The organism is Corynebacterium sp. UD i78 (genome assembly GCF_056280545.1).
In genome coordinates this window covers 3041455-3057897 of record NZ_JBWCED010000001.1, presented here as the reverse complement: position 1 = coordinate 3057897, position 16443 = coordinate 3041455, and the positions used below count along the sequence as shown (strand labels likewise).

The 16443-nt window shown below is 67.0% G+C and carries 20 protein-coding genes and 1 pseudogene; 14 read left to right on the top strand and 7 right to left on the bottom strand.

Features of this window, described 5'->3' with window-relative positions:
• Nucleotides 1-21: 21 nt before the first annotated feature.
• The 4 genes from ACZ9GM_RS14280 to ACZ9GM_RS14265 are packed head-to-tail and all read left to right on the top strand — an operon-like array spanning nucleotide 22 to nucleotide 3104.
• The gene (locus tag ACZ9GM_RS14280) at nucleotides 22-591 is read left to right on the top strand and encodes a hypothetical protein (RefSeq protein WP_476038235.1); all 570 of its coding nucleotides are present in this window, start codon (nucleotides 22-24) and stop codon (nucleotides 589-591) included.
• A 58-nt stretch (nucleotides 592-649) separates the two neighbouring features.
• Complete coding sequence (locus tag ACZ9GM_RS14275; protein ID WP_476038234.1) at nucleotides 650-1774, top strand: YdcF family protein; 1125 nt, start codon at nucleotides 650-652, stop codon at nucleotides 1772-1774.
• Between the two features lie 17 nt (nucleotides 1775-1791).
• Nucleotides 1792-2865 (top strand): DNA polymerase III subunit beta family protein, encoded by a 1074-nt coding sequence (locus ACZ9GM_RS14270; protein ID WP_476038233.1) that lies wholly within the window; start codon nucleotides 1792-1794, stop codon nucleotides 2863-2865.
• Entirely contained in the window at nucleotides 2865-3104 is a 240-nt protein-coding gene (locus tag ACZ9GM_RS14265; RefSeq protein ID WP_476038232.1) for a hypothetical protein, read from the top strand. Before ACZ9GM_RS14270 ends, ACZ9GM_RS14265 begins: the two co-directional genes overlap by 1 nt.
• 17 nt (nucleotides 3105-3121) lie before the next feature.
• Here the strand turns inward: ACZ9GM_RS14265 and ACZ9GM_RS14260 are convergent, their stop codons facing one another.
• Both ACZ9GM_RS14260 and ACZ9GM_RS14255 read right to left on the bottom strand, forming a co-directional pair.
• A complete protein-coding gene (locus tag ACZ9GM_RS14260) occupies nucleotides 3122-3406 on the bottom strand; it encodes a hypothetical protein (RefSeq protein WP_476038231.1) in 285 nt (94 codons plus the stop codon).
• 78 nt (nucleotides 3407-3484) lie between these two features.
• Complete coding sequence (locus ACZ9GM_RS14255; protein WP_476038371.1) at nucleotides 3485-3880, bottom strand: VOC family protein; 396 nt, start codon at nucleotides 3878-3880, stop codon at nucleotides 3485-3487.
• A gap of 153 nt (nucleotides 3881-4033) precedes the next feature.
• Between ACZ9GM_RS14255 and ACZ9GM_RS14250 the strand changes: the two genes are divergently transcribed.
• Nucleotides 4034-5104, top strand: coding sequence for an LLM class flavin-dependent oxidoreductase (locus ACZ9GM_RS14250; protein WP_291476001.1), 1071 nt, complete (start codon nucleotides 4034-4036; stop codon nucleotides 5102-5104).
• On the opposite strand, the gene ACZ9GM_RS14245 is transcribed toward ACZ9GM_RS14250, so the two are convergent.
• The 4 genes from ACZ9GM_RS14245 to ACZ9GM_RS14230 form a co-directional block, all read right to left on the bottom strand.
• Nucleotides 5089-5760, bottom strand: a complete 672-nt coding sequence (locus ACZ9GM_RS14245; protein WP_476038230.1) for an alpha/beta fold hydrolase — start codon at nucleotides 5758-5760, stop codon at nucleotides 5089-5091. The genes ACZ9GM_RS14250 and ACZ9GM_RS14245 overlap by 16 nt on opposite strands.
• Nucleotides 5761-5762: 2 nt before the next feature.
• Nucleotides 5763-6635: an exodeoxyribonuclease III gene (locus ACZ9GM_RS14240; RefSeq protein ID WP_291475997.1), complete on the bottom strand. Its 873-nt coding sequence runs from the start codon at nucleotides 6633-6635 to the stop codon at nucleotides 5763-5765.
• A gap of 179 nt (nucleotides 6636-6814) precedes the next feature.
• Nucleotides 6815-7093: a hypothetical protein gene (locus ACZ9GM_RS14235; RefSeq protein WP_476038229.1), complete on the bottom strand. Its 279-nt coding sequence runs from the start codon at nucleotides 7091-7093 to the stop codon at nucleotides 6815-6817.
• Between the two features lie 120 nt (nucleotides 7094-7213).
• Nucleotides 7214-7402, bottom strand: coding sequence for a hypothetical protein (locus ACZ9GM_RS14230; protein ID WP_291475994.1), 189 nt, complete (start codon nucleotides 7400-7402; stop codon nucleotides 7214-7216).
• A 243-nt stretch (nucleotides 7403-7645) separates the two neighbouring features.
• Between ACZ9GM_RS14230 and ACZ9GM_RS14225 the strand changes: the two genes are divergently transcribed.
• The 7 genes and pseudogenes from ACZ9GM_RS14225 to ACZ9GM_RS14195 form a co-directional block, all read left to right on the top strand.
• Complete coding sequence (locus ACZ9GM_RS14225) at nucleotides 7646-8017, top strand: ArsR/SmtB family transcription factor (RefSeq protein ID WP_476038228.1); 372 nt, start codon at nucleotides 7646-7648, stop codon at nucleotides 8015-8017.
• A complete protein-coding gene (locus ACZ9GM_RS14220; RefSeq protein ID WP_476038370.1) occupies nucleotides 7939-8958 on the top strand; it encodes an SRPBCC family protein in 1020 nt (339 codons plus the stop codon). The genes ACZ9GM_RS14225 and ACZ9GM_RS14220 overlap by 79 nt, the downstream gene beginning before the upstream one ends.
• Before the next feature lie 113 nt (nucleotides 8959-9071).
• Nucleotides 9072-10361 carry an alpha/beta fold hydrolase gene (locus ACZ9GM_RS14215; protein WP_476038227.1) on the top strand — a complete coding sequence of 430 codons (1290 nt, stop codon included), beginning with the start codon at nucleotides 9072-9074 and terminating at the stop codon, nucleotides 10359-10361.
• Nucleotides 10362-10375: 14 nt separating this feature from the next.
• Nucleotides 10376-11878, top strand: coding sequence for a basic amino acid/polyamine antiporter (locus tag ACZ9GM_RS14210; RefSeq protein WP_476038226.1), 1503 nt, complete (start codon nucleotides 10376-10378; stop codon nucleotides 11876-11878).
• A gap of 10 nt (nucleotides 11879-11888) precedes the next feature.
• Entirely contained in the window at nucleotides 11889-12728 is an 840-nt protein-coding gene (locus ACZ9GM_RS14205) for a PhzF family phenazine biosynthesis protein (RefSeq protein ID WP_291475989.1), read from the top strand.
• Nucleotides 12729-12873: 145 nt separating this feature from the next.
• A complete protein-coding gene (locus ACZ9GM_RS14200; protein ID WP_476038225.1) occupies nucleotides 12874-14298 on the top strand; it encodes an HNH endonuclease signature motif containing protein in 1425 nt (474 codons plus the stop codon).
• Between the two features lie 107 nt (nucleotides 14299-14405).
• Nucleotides 14406-14642, top strand: a pseudogene (locus tag ACZ9GM_RS14195) (lipase family protein); the annotation flags it as partial.
• Between the two features lie 224 nt (nucleotides 14643-14866).
• On the opposite strand, the gene ACZ9GM_RS14190 reads toward ACZ9GM_RS14195, so the two are convergent.
• Nucleotides 14867-15571 carry a hypothetical protein gene (locus ACZ9GM_RS14190; protein WP_476038224.1) on the bottom strand — a complete coding sequence of 235 codons (705 nt, stop codon included), beginning with the start codon at nucleotides 15569-15571 and terminating at the stop codon, nucleotides 14867-14869.
• Between ACZ9GM_RS14190 and ACZ9GM_RS14185 the strand changes: the two genes are divergently transcribed.
• Nucleotides 15564-15794, top strand: a complete 231-nt coding sequence (locus ACZ9GM_RS14185) for a TetR/AcrR family transcriptional regulator (protein WP_476038223.1) — start codon at nucleotides 15564-15566, stop codon at nucleotides 15792-15794. The genes ACZ9GM_RS14190 and ACZ9GM_RS14185 overlap by 8 nt on opposite strands.
• Complete coding sequence (locus tag ACZ9GM_RS14180; RefSeq protein ID WP_291473764.1) at nucleotides 15791-16396, top strand: TetR/AcrR family transcriptional regulator; 606 nt, start codon at nucleotides 15791-15793, stop codon at nucleotides 16394-16396. The genes ACZ9GM_RS14185 and ACZ9GM_RS14180 overlap by 4 nt, the downstream gene beginning before the upstream one ends.
• Nucleotides 16397-16443: the final 47 nt, after the last annotated feature.

Below are 16443 nucleotides of genomic sequence, written 5' to 3'. Positions count from 1 at the left end.
CGGACCGTAGCGTGAGCTCCCATGAGAACAACCCACATCCTCGCCCTGTCCGCCTCTGTCGTCCTTGTCGGCGGACTTGCCGTCGCCGGTGTCTCCGCCGAGTTCAGCGCCCAGCACGAGGCGGAGAGCACTGTCCGGTCCATCGTCGCCCGAGTAGCCCCGGACGCCACCGCCTCCGCCATCGACATCCACGGCCGCCCGCTGTTCCTCGCCGACAAGGGAACCGTCTCCACCGCTTACGTCGATGTCACCAGCGGGCAGGAGAAGGCCCAGTGGATCGTCCAGGACTACCGGGACAACACCGTCGGCCTGCTCGACATCTACGTCCCCGTCACCCTCCCCGGTGGCCCGACCGCCCAGCCGGATCCGCTGCCCGCCGCCGACGGCAGCTTCACCGACCACGGCAGCGTCGACGGCGCGGAGAGCACCTACGCCGCCACCCTGGAGGACGGCGTCCTCACCGTCACTGCCGACGGTACCCCGGTCGCCACCGTCCCCCTGCCCGGCGTGACCACGGCAGAGACCGTCCGCCCCTTTGTCGGCGAGGACGGGCTGTCGGTCAACATCCAGGCACGTAACCTGGCAGTCTGACTCCGCCCCACCGTGCGCCCGGTCCCCGACCGGCCACCTCCTGACGAAAGGAACACCCGTGACCGCAACCTGGATCCTCGGCGGCGTCACCGCACTGCTCGCCGTCTGGACCGTCTGGTCGATCATCCGGGAACCCCGGCACTCCCGCAACGGGCTGCTCATCGTCGCCACCGTCTTCCTCGTCTGGGTCACCGCTGTCGTCAGTGAACTGCAGAGTGACCCCGACGGAGAGACCGCCACACTGCTCGTCGCCGGCGTCCTGGTCCTCGGTGTGCTCGCGGTCCTGGCGACCGGCATCTACCTGCTCATCAACGGTGCGGTGGTGGTCCGGCGGGAGGGCTTCGGGACGGCGACCCTCGTCCCCGCGGTCTTCGGCCTCGCCCTGCTGGGCACCATCGTCGGACTGTTCTTCGGCCTGTACCTGCTCGGCCGCGGACCGGCCGAGAACCGGGCGGCCGCCGAAATCCTCCTGTTCGTCGTCACACCGCTGGGTGCGCTGACCGTCGGCATGATCCTCGTGCAGCTCGTCGCGTTCACCGTCTACGCCGTGCTCTACGGGCGGATCACCCGCCCCCGTCACGCGGACGCCGTGGTCGTCCTCGGCGCCGGGCTCAACGGCACTGAGCCGACGCCGCTGCTCGCCGCCCGGGTGGACCGCGGTATCGCGATGCTGCGGGAACTGCAGGACGCCGGGGAGGAGGTGACGCTCGTACTCCCCGGTGGGCAGGGCGCGGACGAGGAGATCGCCGAGGCCGAGGCGATGGCCCGCTACGCGGAGAAGGCGGGTGTGCCGCGGGAACAGATGGTGCTGGAGGATCGCTCGACCACCACGGAGGAGAATCTGAGGAACACGCGCGACCTGCTCGGGAAGGATGCCCGCCTCGTCGTGGTGACCAGCAACTACCATGCCCTGCGTGCCGCGGAGCTGACCGAGCATCTGGGACTGGACGCCCGGGTGGTGGGTGCGAGGACGGCGTCCTACTTCGTGCCGGCAGGCTTCCTCCGCGAGTTCGTCGCCGTGATCGCCATGCGCCGGCGGTGGAATCTCCGGGTGTGGGTGGTCCTCGCGGCGCTCTGGCTGGTGTTCATCGGCGTGCTGTTCATCCTCTCGAACATGCAGCAGGAGGTCGTGGACGCGGCGACCTCGGCCCGGCACACCGGGCTTGACCTTCACCCTGCCTGAAGGCCCACGCTGACACCATGACCTACGACAACGACAGGCAACTCCTGTCCATCGGCGAATTCGCCCGGGCCACCGGGCTCACCACCAGCGCACTGCGGTTCTACGCCGACACCGGAGTCCTCGAACCCGCCGACACCGACCCCTTCTCCGGCTACCGGCTCTACGCTCCGTCCCAGATTTCTGCAGGGATCCGCATCCGGCGGCTGCGTGCCGCAAGCATGCCGTTGTCGGGTGTCCGCGACGTCCTCAGTTCCTCTCCGGAGGACGCCGCGGAGGTCATCCGACGGCACATCACGGATCTCCGCGCATCCACCGGAGACGCGATCGCCGCCGCGGAACAAATCACCGACGAACTCACCGGCGATCGTCAACCCGCTGCTCCGCCCGCGGCATCATCCCCCACCTTCACACTGGCCGGCCCGGTTCTCGCAGCCGGGCTGGACTCTGTGCTGCCCACCACCGTGAATGAACCGGAACTTCCGGTTCTCGGCACTGTGCTCGTGGAGGTCACGGACGGTGAGATGCGGCTGGTCGCCACTGACCGGTACCGGCTGGCCGTCCGGACGTTCACGCTCCCCGGCGTCACCGGTGGAGACTGGTCCGGGGCGGTATCGGCTGGTGCCCTGACCGCCGCGCTTCCGGTGTGGCGCCGTGCCGACCAGGTGACGCTCCACTGCGCCCCGGAGCATCTGCACGCGGTGGTCGCGGGTGATACCACCGCGCTTCCTCTTCTCCCCGGGGATTTCCCCGACTACCGGCTCATGCTCGATGCCCTCACCGAGCCGGTCTCCCGCATCTCCGTCGACTCCACCGCTTTCCGACGGGCAGTGGAGGCCGCCGGACCCCGCGTCGCCGTCTCCGCGAGTGAGGGTGAGGTGCAGGTTGGGCACGCCGTACCGGATGCAGGCGTCACCGGCTCCCCGACCCGTGCGATCTTCTCCCTGACCACGCTGTATCCGGCACTGACCGGTGCGCTCGGGCCCGATATCCTACTGGAACTCCGCGGCCCGGACCTGCCGCTGACAGTCCGGTCGGCGCAGTGCGGCGATCTCACGTCCGTGCTCATGCCGGTCCAGATGGAGGAGAACTGATGCGCGCCCCAGATACAGCGTTCATGGAAGCTCTCACCGGCGAGGTGGAGTCGGCGAGTACACAGCTGTTCGCACTGTGGCCGACCGTCCGTGGCTTCGCCACATCCCTGCACCTCAATCTCGCGGACGCTTGCCACCGACCGGGTGCCGTGGACGTTGCACAGGGGTACCTCCGGGATGCGGTCAATTCCGCAGGCACGCTCCCTGACAATGACTTCGGTGTGAAGACTTCGGTGTGAAGACTTCGGTGTGAAAATCACTCCTGGACACACTCACGTACAGGATCAACGTCACCCTCGACCACCGCGAGGGCATCACCGACGAGGAGACGCACGTCTGGTACACCCGCCTGCTGGAGGAATCCGAGGGCATACTGTGAGGACGCGTCATCTACGAGATGATGGAGAACTACTGGGCGTGGGTAACTCGCGGGGGAGGTCGACGCCTCCCCGGCGGAGGTCGGCTGGGTGCGCACCCTGGAGACGGTGCCGAAGTACGTCGTCTCCTCGACCCGGACCGGGGCCCCTGGACCGGCAGTCACCTGCTCACCTCACCGGTGACCTCGCCGCCGGTCTCGACCGGCTCTCCTCACGCACGCCAACCAACGGCGCGGTGGCGCTCAGGTATGCGTCCCGACGTTGATGACCGTCCCCGCGGAGTCCCGGTAGAAGAACCGGGTCACACCCCAGGGTTCCTCACTCAGCAGGTGCACCACCTCAAGACCCTGCTCCACCACGCGGCCCAGCACCGTCTGCACCTCGTCCACCGTGGTGAGGAAGCAGGAGACGGCGGGGTTCACGGACGCTGTGGCGTCCTGCGTCATGATGCTGAGCTGGTGGCCGTCCCGGTCACCGAGAGTGACGATCCAACCGTGGTCCATGAGGACCTCCACCCCGAGGACGGCCGCATGCTCCCGCACGCTGGTTTCGAGCGCCGCCCGGTCCGGGACGGTGATGTTCGGGATGGTGCGGTCGATACCCATGGCCCCGACCGTACCGGCGTGGAGTGTCCGCATCACGCGACCTGAGGCTGTTCGGACGCCCTCCCGAGCGACCTCCGGCGGCGTGATGCGGACATCCCGCCACGAATGCCCCCGGACCCCTTGCATCTGCCCTCCGCACAACATATAGTTGACACATCAACTACTTGACTGTGAAAAGGAGTACCCGTGAAGGCCTTCGGCTTCCTCAGCTTCGGACACTACGACCTCAGCACGTCCGGCCGCATGCCCGGTGCGAAGGAGAACCTGAAGAACGCACTGGAGATCGCCGTCGGTGCCGACGAACTCGGCGTCAACGGCGCGTATTTCCGCGTCCACCACTTCGCACCCCAGCACTCTGCACCGATGCCGCTGCTCTCCGCCATCGCGGCGCGGACCAGCAATATCGAGGTCGGCACCGGCGTCATCGACATCCGCTACGAGAACCCGCTGCAGCTCGCCGAGGAGGCCGCACAACTCGACCTGCTGTCCGACGGCAGGGTCGCCCTCGGCGTCTCCCGGGGATCGCCCGAGCCTGTCGACCGCGGCTACGAGGCCTTCGGCTACCACCCCGCCGCTGACGACCCCAAGGGTGCGGCGATGGCCCGTGAGAAGTTCGAGCGCTTCATGGCCGCCGTCGACGGTGAAGGCATGGCGACCTCCCTGCCGCTCGAGGAGCAGTACCCGCGGATGTACCACCCGAACGTCCCGGTGCCGGTGATGCCGCACTCGATGTCCCTACGCAAGCACGTCTGGTGGGGCGCCGGCTCCCGCGACACCGCCGTCCGCGCCGCCCACGACGGTGTGAACCTCATGAGCTCCACCCTGCTCACGGAGGCCAACGGCGACCGCTTCGAGGACCTCCAGGCCGAGCAGATCCGCGCCTACCGCGCCGCCTGGAAGGAGGCCGGCCACCAGTGGACGCCGCGCGTCTCCGTCTCCCGCTCCATCATCCCGGTGACCTCCGAGGAGGACATGCGGATGTTCGGTATCGGCGGTGACGAGGGCGGCATCGGCTACATCGACGACGGCCAGGCCACCTTCGGACGCACCTACACCGACGAGCCGGACAAGCTCGTCGAACAGCTGAAGAAGGACGCCGCCCTGACGGAGGCAGACACCCTCATGATCACCATCCCCAGCCAGCTGGGCGTGGACGCTAACCTGCGCATCCTGCAGAACTTCGCCGAGCATGTCGCCCCGGAACTCGGCTGGGAACCGAACACCGCCGGCACAGTCACCGGTTACCCGTTGGTGTAGCGCCGTATCTCCTTCTCCAACAGGTCAGTGGTGGCCTCCGGCGCCGCGAGCATCGGCCAGTGGCCTGCCTCAGGCAGCTCCACGGATGTCGACGACTGATCACTGACCGGCACCGACAGTCGAGCGTGGTCAGTGACGGTACGTCCCGGATGGGGTGTGAAACGCGCGGTCAGAAAGTCCCGGTCCCCAGGATTCAGTCCGGGCTCATGGTCGAGCATCTCCCGGGTCGGCGCCGCCCACAGTCCACCGGCGGCGTCGATGTCCGCACGCTCCTGAGCCCTCTCGGCATCCGACCCACCCCACCCGTCCAGCAGGCTGCGCCCGTCCTCCGGCAGAAAAGCACCGACATGGACCAACCCCGCCACCGCGCCACCGAGCCGGTCGGCGGCACACGCGGTGACCGTCCCTGAATAGGAGTGGGAGACGAAGACCACCGGTCCCGGCAGCTCCCGGACATGGTCGACAAGCTGCTGCACATGGTCCTCGAGTGTGACGGCGGCGATCGCCGCGTCATCAAGACCAGGTTCCAGCCCCCTCAGAGTGAGCGTCCCGGCGTCTATCCCGCGGGCCCGCAACCGTTCCACGGTCGGCTCCCAGATCCAGGCGCCCATCCAGGCGCCGGGGACGAGGACGGCGTGCACATCCGGGTTCGGCATGATCACTCCAGGTCGTAGTCGACGATCACCGGCGAGTGATCCGAGAGTCTCACACCGCGGAAGTCCCGGTCCACCCCCGCTGCGACTGCGCTCCGCGCCAGACCGGGTGTGGCGAGGTGGTAGTCGATGCGCCACCCTGCGTCCTTCACGAAAGACTGCCCAGCCCACGACCACCACGAATAGGGCCCGTCCTCGTCCGGGTGCAGGGACCGGACGACATCGACGAGCGTGCGCGGCGAGAGCTGCCGGTCGAACCACTCGCGTTCCTCGGGAAGGAAGCCGTCGTGGTTCTGGTTGCGCCGCCAATGGGTGAGGTCGTGGCGGGTGTGGGCGATGTTCATGTCACCCATGAGCAGGAACTCCCGACCGTCGGCGGCGGCCGCCCGGCGCGTGGCCGTGAGATAGCGCCCGAAGCCGGCGAGGAACCCCATCTTCCGCTCGTACCGTGCGCCGCCGTCGGGTGCCTCACGCATCCGTTCCGGACGCTGCATCTCGATGGGCAGCCCGCCTTTGGGCAGGTAGAGGCAGGCGATGGTCACGGGAGCATCCGCGAGGTCGACCTCGATATAGCGTCCCTGCGGGATGAACGGACGTAGCTTCCGGGGCAGCGGGACGCGGTCTGATCCGTCGCTCCAGGTGCGTACCTCGACCGGAGGCGTCCTCGTGAGCACCGCGACCCCGTTGCGTCCCGGGATATTCCCGGTCTCCAGGGCGACGTGGTAGTTCCCGAAGGCGTCCTCGGGAATCTTGTCGGCCTGTGCCCGGACCTCCTGGACCGCGATGACGTCGCAGTCGCGCATCTCCAGCCAGTCACCGAACCCTCGACGTTGTGCGGCGCGGATCCCGTTGACATTGACGGTGGCGATGCGGAGCATGCCGGTGAGGTTACCGGGTGGCCTTCACGACGCCTTCATCCGCTGCCACCACCGCTTCTTCGGCATGATCTGCAGCTCGTCGGTGGCGTTGGGCGGGAACCCTTTTCCCAGTTCCTCGCGGACCCACCGGGGCAGGATGTCGTTGGTGTGCTTGTCCGCGTTGTACGCGGCCTGTGCCTTCAGGTGGAGGATGCGCGCTTCCTGCGCTTCACACAGTCCAGTGCCAGTGCCCTCACCAGCGGCACCTCGGTATGCGTGACCAGTGCACTGTCCCCAGGTTCCGGGAGATTGAGCCACCCGATCGTCTTCGCTTCAAACTCCTGCCACAACGACCACTCTGTCGCCTGCGCGTGCCGCCGGTACCATTCGGCCCGGTTGTCCGATCTCAGCTTCTGCCCGACGGCGGGCAGCGCGGCAACGATCACCTGGACGAGTCTGATCCATTCATCCGCGGTCACACTTCCCCTCCGTTCTTTCCCAGCCCCCTCGGCGAGATGTCAGAACGGTACGTCACCTGCGAGCACGCAAGCGGTCGGCCACAGACAAAACCCCAGGATCCTGTGGACAACGTTCAGGGACTACTGCCCCGAAGCGTCCACCGCCGTCACGGCGAAAGCCAGGGACCGGATCCAATCCGACATGACCTCAACTCCGGTCTCATTGGCCATGAACGCCAACGAGGCCGGCACATTGTGGTCCATGGTCTCGTCGGGGTCGGTGTCACCTGCAGCATCAACGGGGAATCCGGAGTACTCCAGACGTGACACGAGGCCGTCAGTGAGTTCTTGACGGCTGCGATCCACCGTGAGGCTCGATCCAGAGAACGCATCGGCCATCACTGCAGAAGGAACGTGAGTTGTGCATGTTCCAGCTGGCGCACCGGGCGCAACGAAATCTGCGAGCACAGATCCGCCGAACTGCCGGGTTCGCGGGATCCCTGCTCGGATATTTCGAGCCAGGCAGCCACCACCCCTTGCCAGAGCACTCTCCTGCCACTAACATACAACCATATGGTTTCGCATACTTCCGACGGTACCACCGCCGCGCTCACCGACGATGACGTCGACCGGATCTTCCGGGCACTCGCGGACCGGACCCGTCGGGACATCATGCGTCGCACGTTCACCGAGGAGGCCTCACTGACGACCCTCGCCCACGACTACGACATGTCCTTCGCTGCCGTCCAGAAACACGTCCGTGTCCTGGAGACCGCCGACCTCGTCGAACGTATCCCTCGCGGACGCGAACGCATCATCCGGGGCAACCCGGCCACGATCCGACGGGCACAGGAACTCCTCGCCCGATTCGAACACCTCTGGCGCGCACGCATCGACCGCCTCGACGCCTTCCTCGCCGAAGACGCCGAGGACACCACCACCTGAAAGGCAGACATCATGCCTGTCACCTCTGTCACCACCGACGAACAAGCCCTCACCCTCACCATCGTCGCCGACTTCCCCGTCCCCGCCCGACGTCTCTGGGACTCCTACACCTACCCCGTCAGATCGAGCGCTTCTGGGGGCCGCCTGAGTACCCGGCCACCTTCACCAGGCACGACGCCTACCCCGGTGGACGCAGCAACTACTTCATGACCGGCCCGGACGGTGACCACAGCCCGGGGTTCTGGGAGTGGGTCTCCGTCGAGGCCCCGCACCGATTCACCGTCCGCGACGGCTTCGCCGAGGACGACAACGGCACCGCGAGCGCCATCATGCCGACCATGACCATGGACTTCGAGTTCACGGACACCGGCACGGAGGACGCCCCGGGTTCCCGCGTCACCACCGTCACCTCGTTCAACTCCCTCGAAGAGCTCGAGAAACTCACCGCCATGGGCATGATCGAGGGCACCCGCGCCGCCATGGGCCAGATCGAGGCGGTCCTCGCCGATCCGGCGTCCTTCGCGGCGGGCAACGGCACCGGACTGCAGCGCATCGGTGAGACGCAGGCCCGCGTCTCCCGGGTCATCTGCGGCAGCGTCGACCAGGTCTGGCGGGCGCACACCGAGGCCGAACTCCTGCAGCGCTGGCAGCTCGGCCCTGACGGCTGGAGCATGCCGGTCTGCCAGGCCGGCACCTCCGTCGGCGACATCTACCGCTCCGAGTGGCGCAACGATGCCACCGGCGAACAGTTCGCCCTCACCGGCGCGAAGAGTCCCCGGACCCTCAACGAGATGACGCTCACCCCCGTCGGGGACGGGACGCTCCTCAGCTACCTCATCACCTATCCGGACGCCGACATCCGTGAGCAGGTCCTCGCCACCGGCATGGTCGACGGCATGGAGTCCAGCTACGCGCGGCTGGAGCAGGAGGTCCTGGCATGAAAAAAGCCCCGCACCGCTGTATCAGCGTCTGCGAGGCTACCTCTTTCCACCTTTATAATTGCAGCCCGTCCGCACGCAGTCAAATCGACAGGCGGTGAGGTAGAACCGAGGTCATGAACCTCACCTCGACCTCGACCCGCCGCCACGGCCACACCGTGACAGAACACGTGCTCACCGCACCACTCGTCCACGGCGACACGGCCGACGACCGCACCATCGACGTCTTCGCCCGCGAGTACGTCCCCCTCGGCGGCGAGGACCTGCCCGCCCTCCTCTTCCTCCAGGGCGGGCCCGGTCACGGCGCACTGCGTCCCACCTCCCCCACCCGCGAGATCGGCGGCTGGCTCGGCGAGGCCCTGAAGAACTACCGGGTCATCCTGCTCGACCAGCGAGGCACCGGCCGGTCCACCCCGGTGGATGCCGCCGTCCCCCTCCCTGCCGAGTACCTCACCCACCTGCGCGCCGACAGCATAGTGGCGGACACCGAGCTGCTCCGCGAGGCCCTCGAGGAGAAGCCGTGGTCGTTGCTCGGCCAGTCCTTCGGCGGCTTCTGCATCACCACCTACCTCTCGCAGCACCCCGAGGGTGTGGCCGAGGCCTTCTTCACCGGTGGTCTGCCCGGTCTGGTCCCGATCGACGACGTCTACCGCGCCACCTACGCGAAGACCGCGGTGCGCAATCACCGCTTCCACACGCAGTTCCCCGGGTCCGCTCAACTCATCCGGGACATCTGCCGGCACCTCGACACCCACGAGGAGTTCCTCGCCGACGGCTCCCGGCTCTCCTCCCGCCGCTTCCGCATGGTCGGCATGAACCTCGGCCGGACCGGCGGCTTCGACACCCTGAACTACCTCCTCGAGGACCCGTTCCACACGGTCGGTGGCGAGAAGCGGCTGCGCACCCCCTTCCTCCTCCACGTCGCCGACGAGGTCCGCTTCGCCGACGCCCCGCTCTACGCCGTCGTCCACGAGTCGATCTACGGCACGGACACCGCGACCAACTGGGCGGCGTCCCGCATCGGTGAACAGACCCCCGGCTTCACCGAGACCATCGAGGACGCCGACCCCGTGTACCTCACCGGCGAGCACATCCGCCCCTGGCTCTTCGACGAGGATCCGGCCCTGCGCCCCTGGAAGGACGCCGCGTCCGAGCTCGCCGCGAAGGACGACTGGACCCCGCTCTACGACGCGGACGCCCTGGCCTCCACCGCGGACAACGGCATCCGTACCGCCGCCGCGGTCTACCTCGACGACATCTTCGTCCCCTTCGAGCTGTCGATGGAGACGGCGTCCCACATCGGCGGGCTGCGTCCGCACGTCACGAACCGGTGGGAGCACAACGGTCTCGGCGTCGACGGCGCCACCCTCTTCCGGACGCTGCGCGATCTCGCCCTGGACCACTGATATTCTGTCACCCTGTGAATGAAACCCGGGACAGTAAAGACACCGTCCGCCTCCCCGTCCTGATCTCCCTGATCCTCGGCGCCTGCATCGGCTCCGGGATCTTCGCGCTACCCCAGAACGTGGCGAACGTGGCGTCCCCGGGTGCGGCGATGATCGGCTGGGCGATCACAGGTGTGGGCATGCTCTGCATCGCGTTCGTCTTCCAGTCCCTCGCACAACGCAAACCGCATCTCGACTCCGGCGTGTACAGCTATGTCCGCGCCGGTCTCGGCGACTTCGTCGGCTTCACGTCCGGTTGGGGTTACTGGCTGGCGTCCATCATCGCCCAGGTCGGCTACGCGACCCTGTTCTTCAGCTCACTGTCCTACTTCGTGCCCGTCTTCGACGGACGCAATCTGCTGCTCAACGCGGTCTGCGTCTCCGTGATGAACTGGGTGATCTTCGCGGTCCTGGCCCGAGGCATCCGCCAGGCGGCGGTGATGAACCTCATCACCACGGTCGCCAAGCTGCTGCCGATCGCGGCCTTCCTCATCCTCGTGACCTTCCTCGGCTTCCACACCGAGATCTTCACCGCTGACTTCTGGGGAGACGCCCTGACCTTCGGCGACGACGGCGACGAGGGCGCAAGCCTCTCAACCCAGGTCAAGGGGATGATGCTCTTCACGGTGTGGGCGTTCATCGGTGTCGAGGGTGCCTCGGCCTACTCCCGCCGGGCGAAGACCCGTCGCGATGTGTCCCTGGCGACTCTGCTCGGGTTCCTCGCCGTCTTCGTCCTGCTGCTGCTGGTGAGTTTCCTGTCCTACGGTGTGGCGTCCCGCGAGGAACTCGCCGGCATGGGCGACAACTCCCTGGCCGAGGTGCTGGAGATCGTCGTCGGCCCGTGGGGTGGCGGTCTGATCTCGGCAGGCCTGTGCATCTCCGTGCTCGGTGCGTACGTCTCCTGGCAGATGCTCTGCGCCGAACCGATCACGATGATGGCGCAGGACAACCTGCTGCCGAAGAAGCTGGGTCACGTCAACCCGTCCGGTGCCCCGGTCGCCGCCCAGCTGCTGTCCGCGATCGTCATCCAGCTGTTCATCGTGGTCTTCTTCGCCGCGGAGTCCGCGTACACGACGATGGTGCAGCTCGCGACCTCCCTGTACCTCATCCCCTACCTCTTCGGCGCGCTCTACCTGGTCTTCCTCTCCACCCGTGGACGCGGCCTGCAGCACCCCGAAGCGGGACGCTCCATCAATCTCGACGGCCCCACGGTGGACACCCGGACGAATCGGATGCACCTGGTCATCTCCGTGGCGGCGTTCATCTACTCTGTCTGGCTCTTCTACGCCGCCGACCCGAAGTACGTACTGCTGGGCATGGTGCTGGTCATCCCGGGCATGATCACCTACGTCATCACCCAACGCAAGGCCGGACGCCGCGTCTTCAACTACTTCGAGTGGTTCGTCGCCACCGTGGTGACTGTCGCCGCGGTCGTCGCCCTGGTCCTCCTGGCGCAGGGGACGATCGACCTGTCCTAGGGTGGCTGACATGCGCACCCGCCCCTTCACCCAGGTCGATGTCTTCTCTCCGGTCCCATACCTGGGGAATCCCCTGGCCGTTGTCCTCGACGCCTCCGACCTCACCGACGCTGACCTGCAGCGTATCGCCCGCTGGACGAATCTCTCGGAGACGACCTTCGTCCTGCCTCCGACAGTTGAGGACGCCGACTACCGCGTCCGCATCTTCACCCCGGACGGTGAGCTGCCCTTCGCCGGGCACCCTACCCTCGGCACCGCGCACGCCTGGTCGGAGAACGGAGGGACGCCGCGGCGTCCTGACCCCATCGTCCAGGAGTGCGCCGCCGGCCTGGTGCGGATACACCGCTCATCGGCCGGCGAGCTCGCGTTCGAGGCGCCGGAGACCACGCGCTCGGGGCCGGTCTCCGAGGGGGATCTCGGGCGGATCTGCGCGGCGTTGGGGGTGGAACGTTCTGAGATCGTGGATCACCAGTGGGTGGCGAACGGGCCGCAGTGGGTTGCGGTGATGCTGTCGTCGGCGGACAGGGTCCTGGAGTTGCGTCCGAACCTCTCTGCGCTGGGCGAGTTGGAGGTCGGCGTAGTGGGACCGTATCCGGCAGGGTCGGAGTGCTCGTGGGAACTGCGTGCCTTCATCTCGGACATCGGCGAGGATCCGGTCACCGGTTCGCTCAATGCCTCGGTCGGCCAATGGCTGCTGCGTACGGACCGGATGGCGGGGCCGTACACGGCATCCCAGGGAACGGCACTGGGGCGTGCCGGTCGCGTACGGGTGACGCCCACCGGGGACTGTGGGAATGTTCTCGTCGGCGGCGCGGTGACGACGCTGGTCCGGGGAAGTATCGACGCCTGATCTGCGGCCGGGCGACAATACTATTGTTCGAACACTTGTATTGTTTTCGGTCAAGATGTATCATCGGCGACAGACGCCCGACACCTCACCACACCGCTCTCCACCACCCCGCCCACACTCTGCTCATGATCCCCAGGGGGACACCATGACCACCGTCACCACTACTATCACCACCACCAAACGACACGCCGTCCACGAGATGGCATTCAACGCCCTGTTCGACAAGATCACCGACGACATCACCACCGGCGACGGCGCACTGCTCGCCCTGACCCGCGACTGCATCAACGACCCGGACGGCACACTGACCACCCGACGACCCACCCCCGACCACCGCCGGGACCCTGACGCACCCGCCGGCTGGGCGATCCTGACCAACCCCGACCTGCTGTCGACAGCGAAAACCGCAGCGAACCTCATCGACCTGTCCCTGGCCGCGGCCGTGACCCCCGACGGGACCGACGAGATCCGCCGCACCACCGCCACCATCGCCCGCCGCCTCGGTGTCACCCGCGGCAGAGCCCTGGCCTACTGCGAAGTCGGCACGATGCTCACCCGCCTGCCCGCCACCTGTTCCGCCGTGGCCTGCGGCGCGTTCAGCCTCGACCTGCTGCGCATCATCGCCGACGTGACCTGCTGTGTCGCCACCACCTACCTGGATGCCGTCGACACCGGCATCGCCGCCCTGCTCACCCCCACCCGACCCGACCAGGTCATCCCCGGACCCGTGATCCTGCGCCGGAGTGTCACCGCCATTGTCGGCACCTGTCAGCCCACCGCCCTACCGGTCGACCCCGAAGACCAGGACGTGCCACCACCGGCACTGCAGACAGACTTCAGCATCGACACCCGCAACGACGACTACACCGTCTTCCACATCACCGTCCCCGCCGACGAAGGCCTCGGAGTCACCCGCATCGTCGACGCCGTCGCCGACGCCCACCACTGCTCGCGGGCCACCGCGTTCACCGAACTGTGTCACGGCGCCGTCGGCGACGTGACAGTCACCCTGAACTGCTACCGCAACATCGACACCGGCCACACCCACCTGGAGAACCGGTGGCTGTCCGGCATCGCTACCGACCGGTGGATCCGACGGGTCACCCACCTGACCGTGCCGTCACACTCGGCCCACGATGCCCGGTTCGCCACCGACAACCAGCGTGCCCTGCTCGCCGGTATCGACGGCACCTGCCGGGCACCGGGGTGTGAGAACCCCGCAGCCACCGCCGATGCCGACCACGTCCACCGCTACGACAGTGAGCACCCCGACAACCAGGACACGCCCCGCACCGATACCGGGAAGATGCAGTCACTGTGCCGGGGCTGCCACAACGACAAGACCCGCGGTCTGCTGGACTTCACCCGGCATCCCGACGGCACCGCCTCGGTCACCAGTATCGATGACGGGCACACCGTCACCACCGTGCCGACCGGGCCGATGGCCACGGCGATCACGACCTTCGACCAGTCCCTGGCCCGCAAAGTCGCCGCCCGGGCCGAACATAACGAAGCCCGCGAACAGTGGAGAGCGACCACCCGCACCGCACTCGAACAACCACCCTTCTGACGCGAATAACTCCTTTCTCCATAGAAGATTGATGAGATTTGCGCGCATGACGTTCCTCCGCGCTGCTTTCGCAGCGTCCCTCGCCTCGTTCACAGCTCTCACCGCCCATGGCGGACGCCGATCCGACGATTTCCCAGCCGGCCACCGACCCCTTCTACGCCGCAGCATCCGCGATGGGTGTCCGCGTCATCGTCACCGGTCTCATCGGTCTGGGCACACCCGGCCAGCACACCTACGTCAACCACACCGAGGAGGGGCACGCCGCCCTGGACGCCGCCCGGGCCGGGCTCGCGTTCGCTGATGCTCCGGCAGATTCGCCCATCGCCTTCTACGAATACTCCCGGGGTGGCGGTGCAGCGGCCGGTGCCGCAGAACACGCGGCGTCCTACGCCCCGGAACTCGCTTCGCTGCAGGACCGGTACCTCAATGACAAAGGCCACGAATGCATCGGGGACCCGGTGGAGAGCTGGGAGAACACCGACACACGGACGCTGACGAAAGACGGCCGGTCCTTCTCGGAGATCGCCGAGCAGGATGCCCGGCTCCGGGATGTGCTCACCGGACCCCACTACAGCCTGGTATGCGGGCGCTTGACGCTCCCTTGCTTATCCTCAACACCGCCCATGACGACACCATCCCGTACGACCTGGCGCAGCAGCTCGCGCAGGACTACCGCGCCCTCGGCGGAGAGGTGGAGTTCGCCACAGACACCTTTCCGGAAATGATGCCGAAGACCGCACTCAACCACGCGGTACCGATGTTTTCCCAGGCAGATGAAGCCGAAGGCGATCCAGCCGATGAGGGTCCACCGCAGTGGCGCGGTGGAGGCCGAGGGGAAGTAGCTGAGGTCACGCAGCATGATGAGCAGCGCACCGATCGCCAGCCCCTTGCCGCCGAGTAGACCACCGAGACCGGAGATGAACCCACCGATGGCCATGGTGCCCAGGGCAATGGCGAGAGCTTCGGTCCAGTAGTTGCCCTCGAGGACGTTGAACAGCGGGCCGAGGACCAGTGCGGACGCCAGACCGGCGACCACGCCCGCGGTGATGATCGTTGCGAAGCGCATCCGGATGGTCTTGACGGCCATGAAGCCGACCATGGAGCCGGCAGGACCCGGAATCAGGGCAGCAATGACGGCCAAGTTGATCGCCGAAGCGTTCTTGCCACCGGGGACGACGTCGATGGTGGCGACATTCGCGTCCGGCTGGGCACCCATGCCGTCCGCCATCTGCGTGAGGAGCTGGGAGACCGAACCGACCGCGGACGTGATCAAGGCACAGTTCCGCGCCGCCCTCGAGTCCGAGGACCGCCGGAAGGTACTCCAGCGCCTCGTCGCAGACCGACTCGCGGCGACCGGTGAGCGGAATTCCCCGGATGACAACCGTCGGGTCCAGCTGCTCGCCGCCCACCTCATGGGCGTCGGTGTCATGCGCTATATCCTGAAGTTCTCCCCGATCGCCGACCTCACACCCGTCATCGAGAGGTACCTTCCGTGACCTACCGCCCCTCCTCCGCACGCGGCGCACACCAGGAACGCGAATCCCTCGTGGACGCTGCCTGGCGCCATATCGCCGCCCACGGGACCGACCTTTCCGACAGCCTGACCATCGAGCAGATCGCTGCCGATGCGGGAGTGTCTGTTGGACGTCTCCGACACCACTTCCCCACCGGCCCGGACCTTGCGCTCGGCGTCGTCGACCTGCTGTACTCGCGGATGATGGCCCTGTGCCTCAGATACACCGACGGCTGGAACACGCGGCAGCAGGCACAGGTGACCTGGCGGAGCTTCGTCCACGATGTCTCGAGTCTCGGAATCGGGGACATCTTCGCGCGGATCACGTCGGAGACGGTCCGGGATCTGGGCCCGGAGCTCCGGTCCGCCGTCCTCCCCCGGCAGCAACGGATGAACCGGGAGATCGAGGCTGTCCTGAAGCGGTCACGGAACCACGGCCTGATCACCGACAACATCACCGGCCCCAGTTTCCTCATGGGGATCGCCATGATCTCCCGGCCGGTACCCACCCTGCCGGAGTCGATGAATCAGCGGCAACGCGGTTGGTTGACCGACATCTACCTGCGTGGCATGCGTCCGGAGTGAATCTCCCCCTGCACACAGCCGGTGAAAACGGATAGTATCCAGAACAA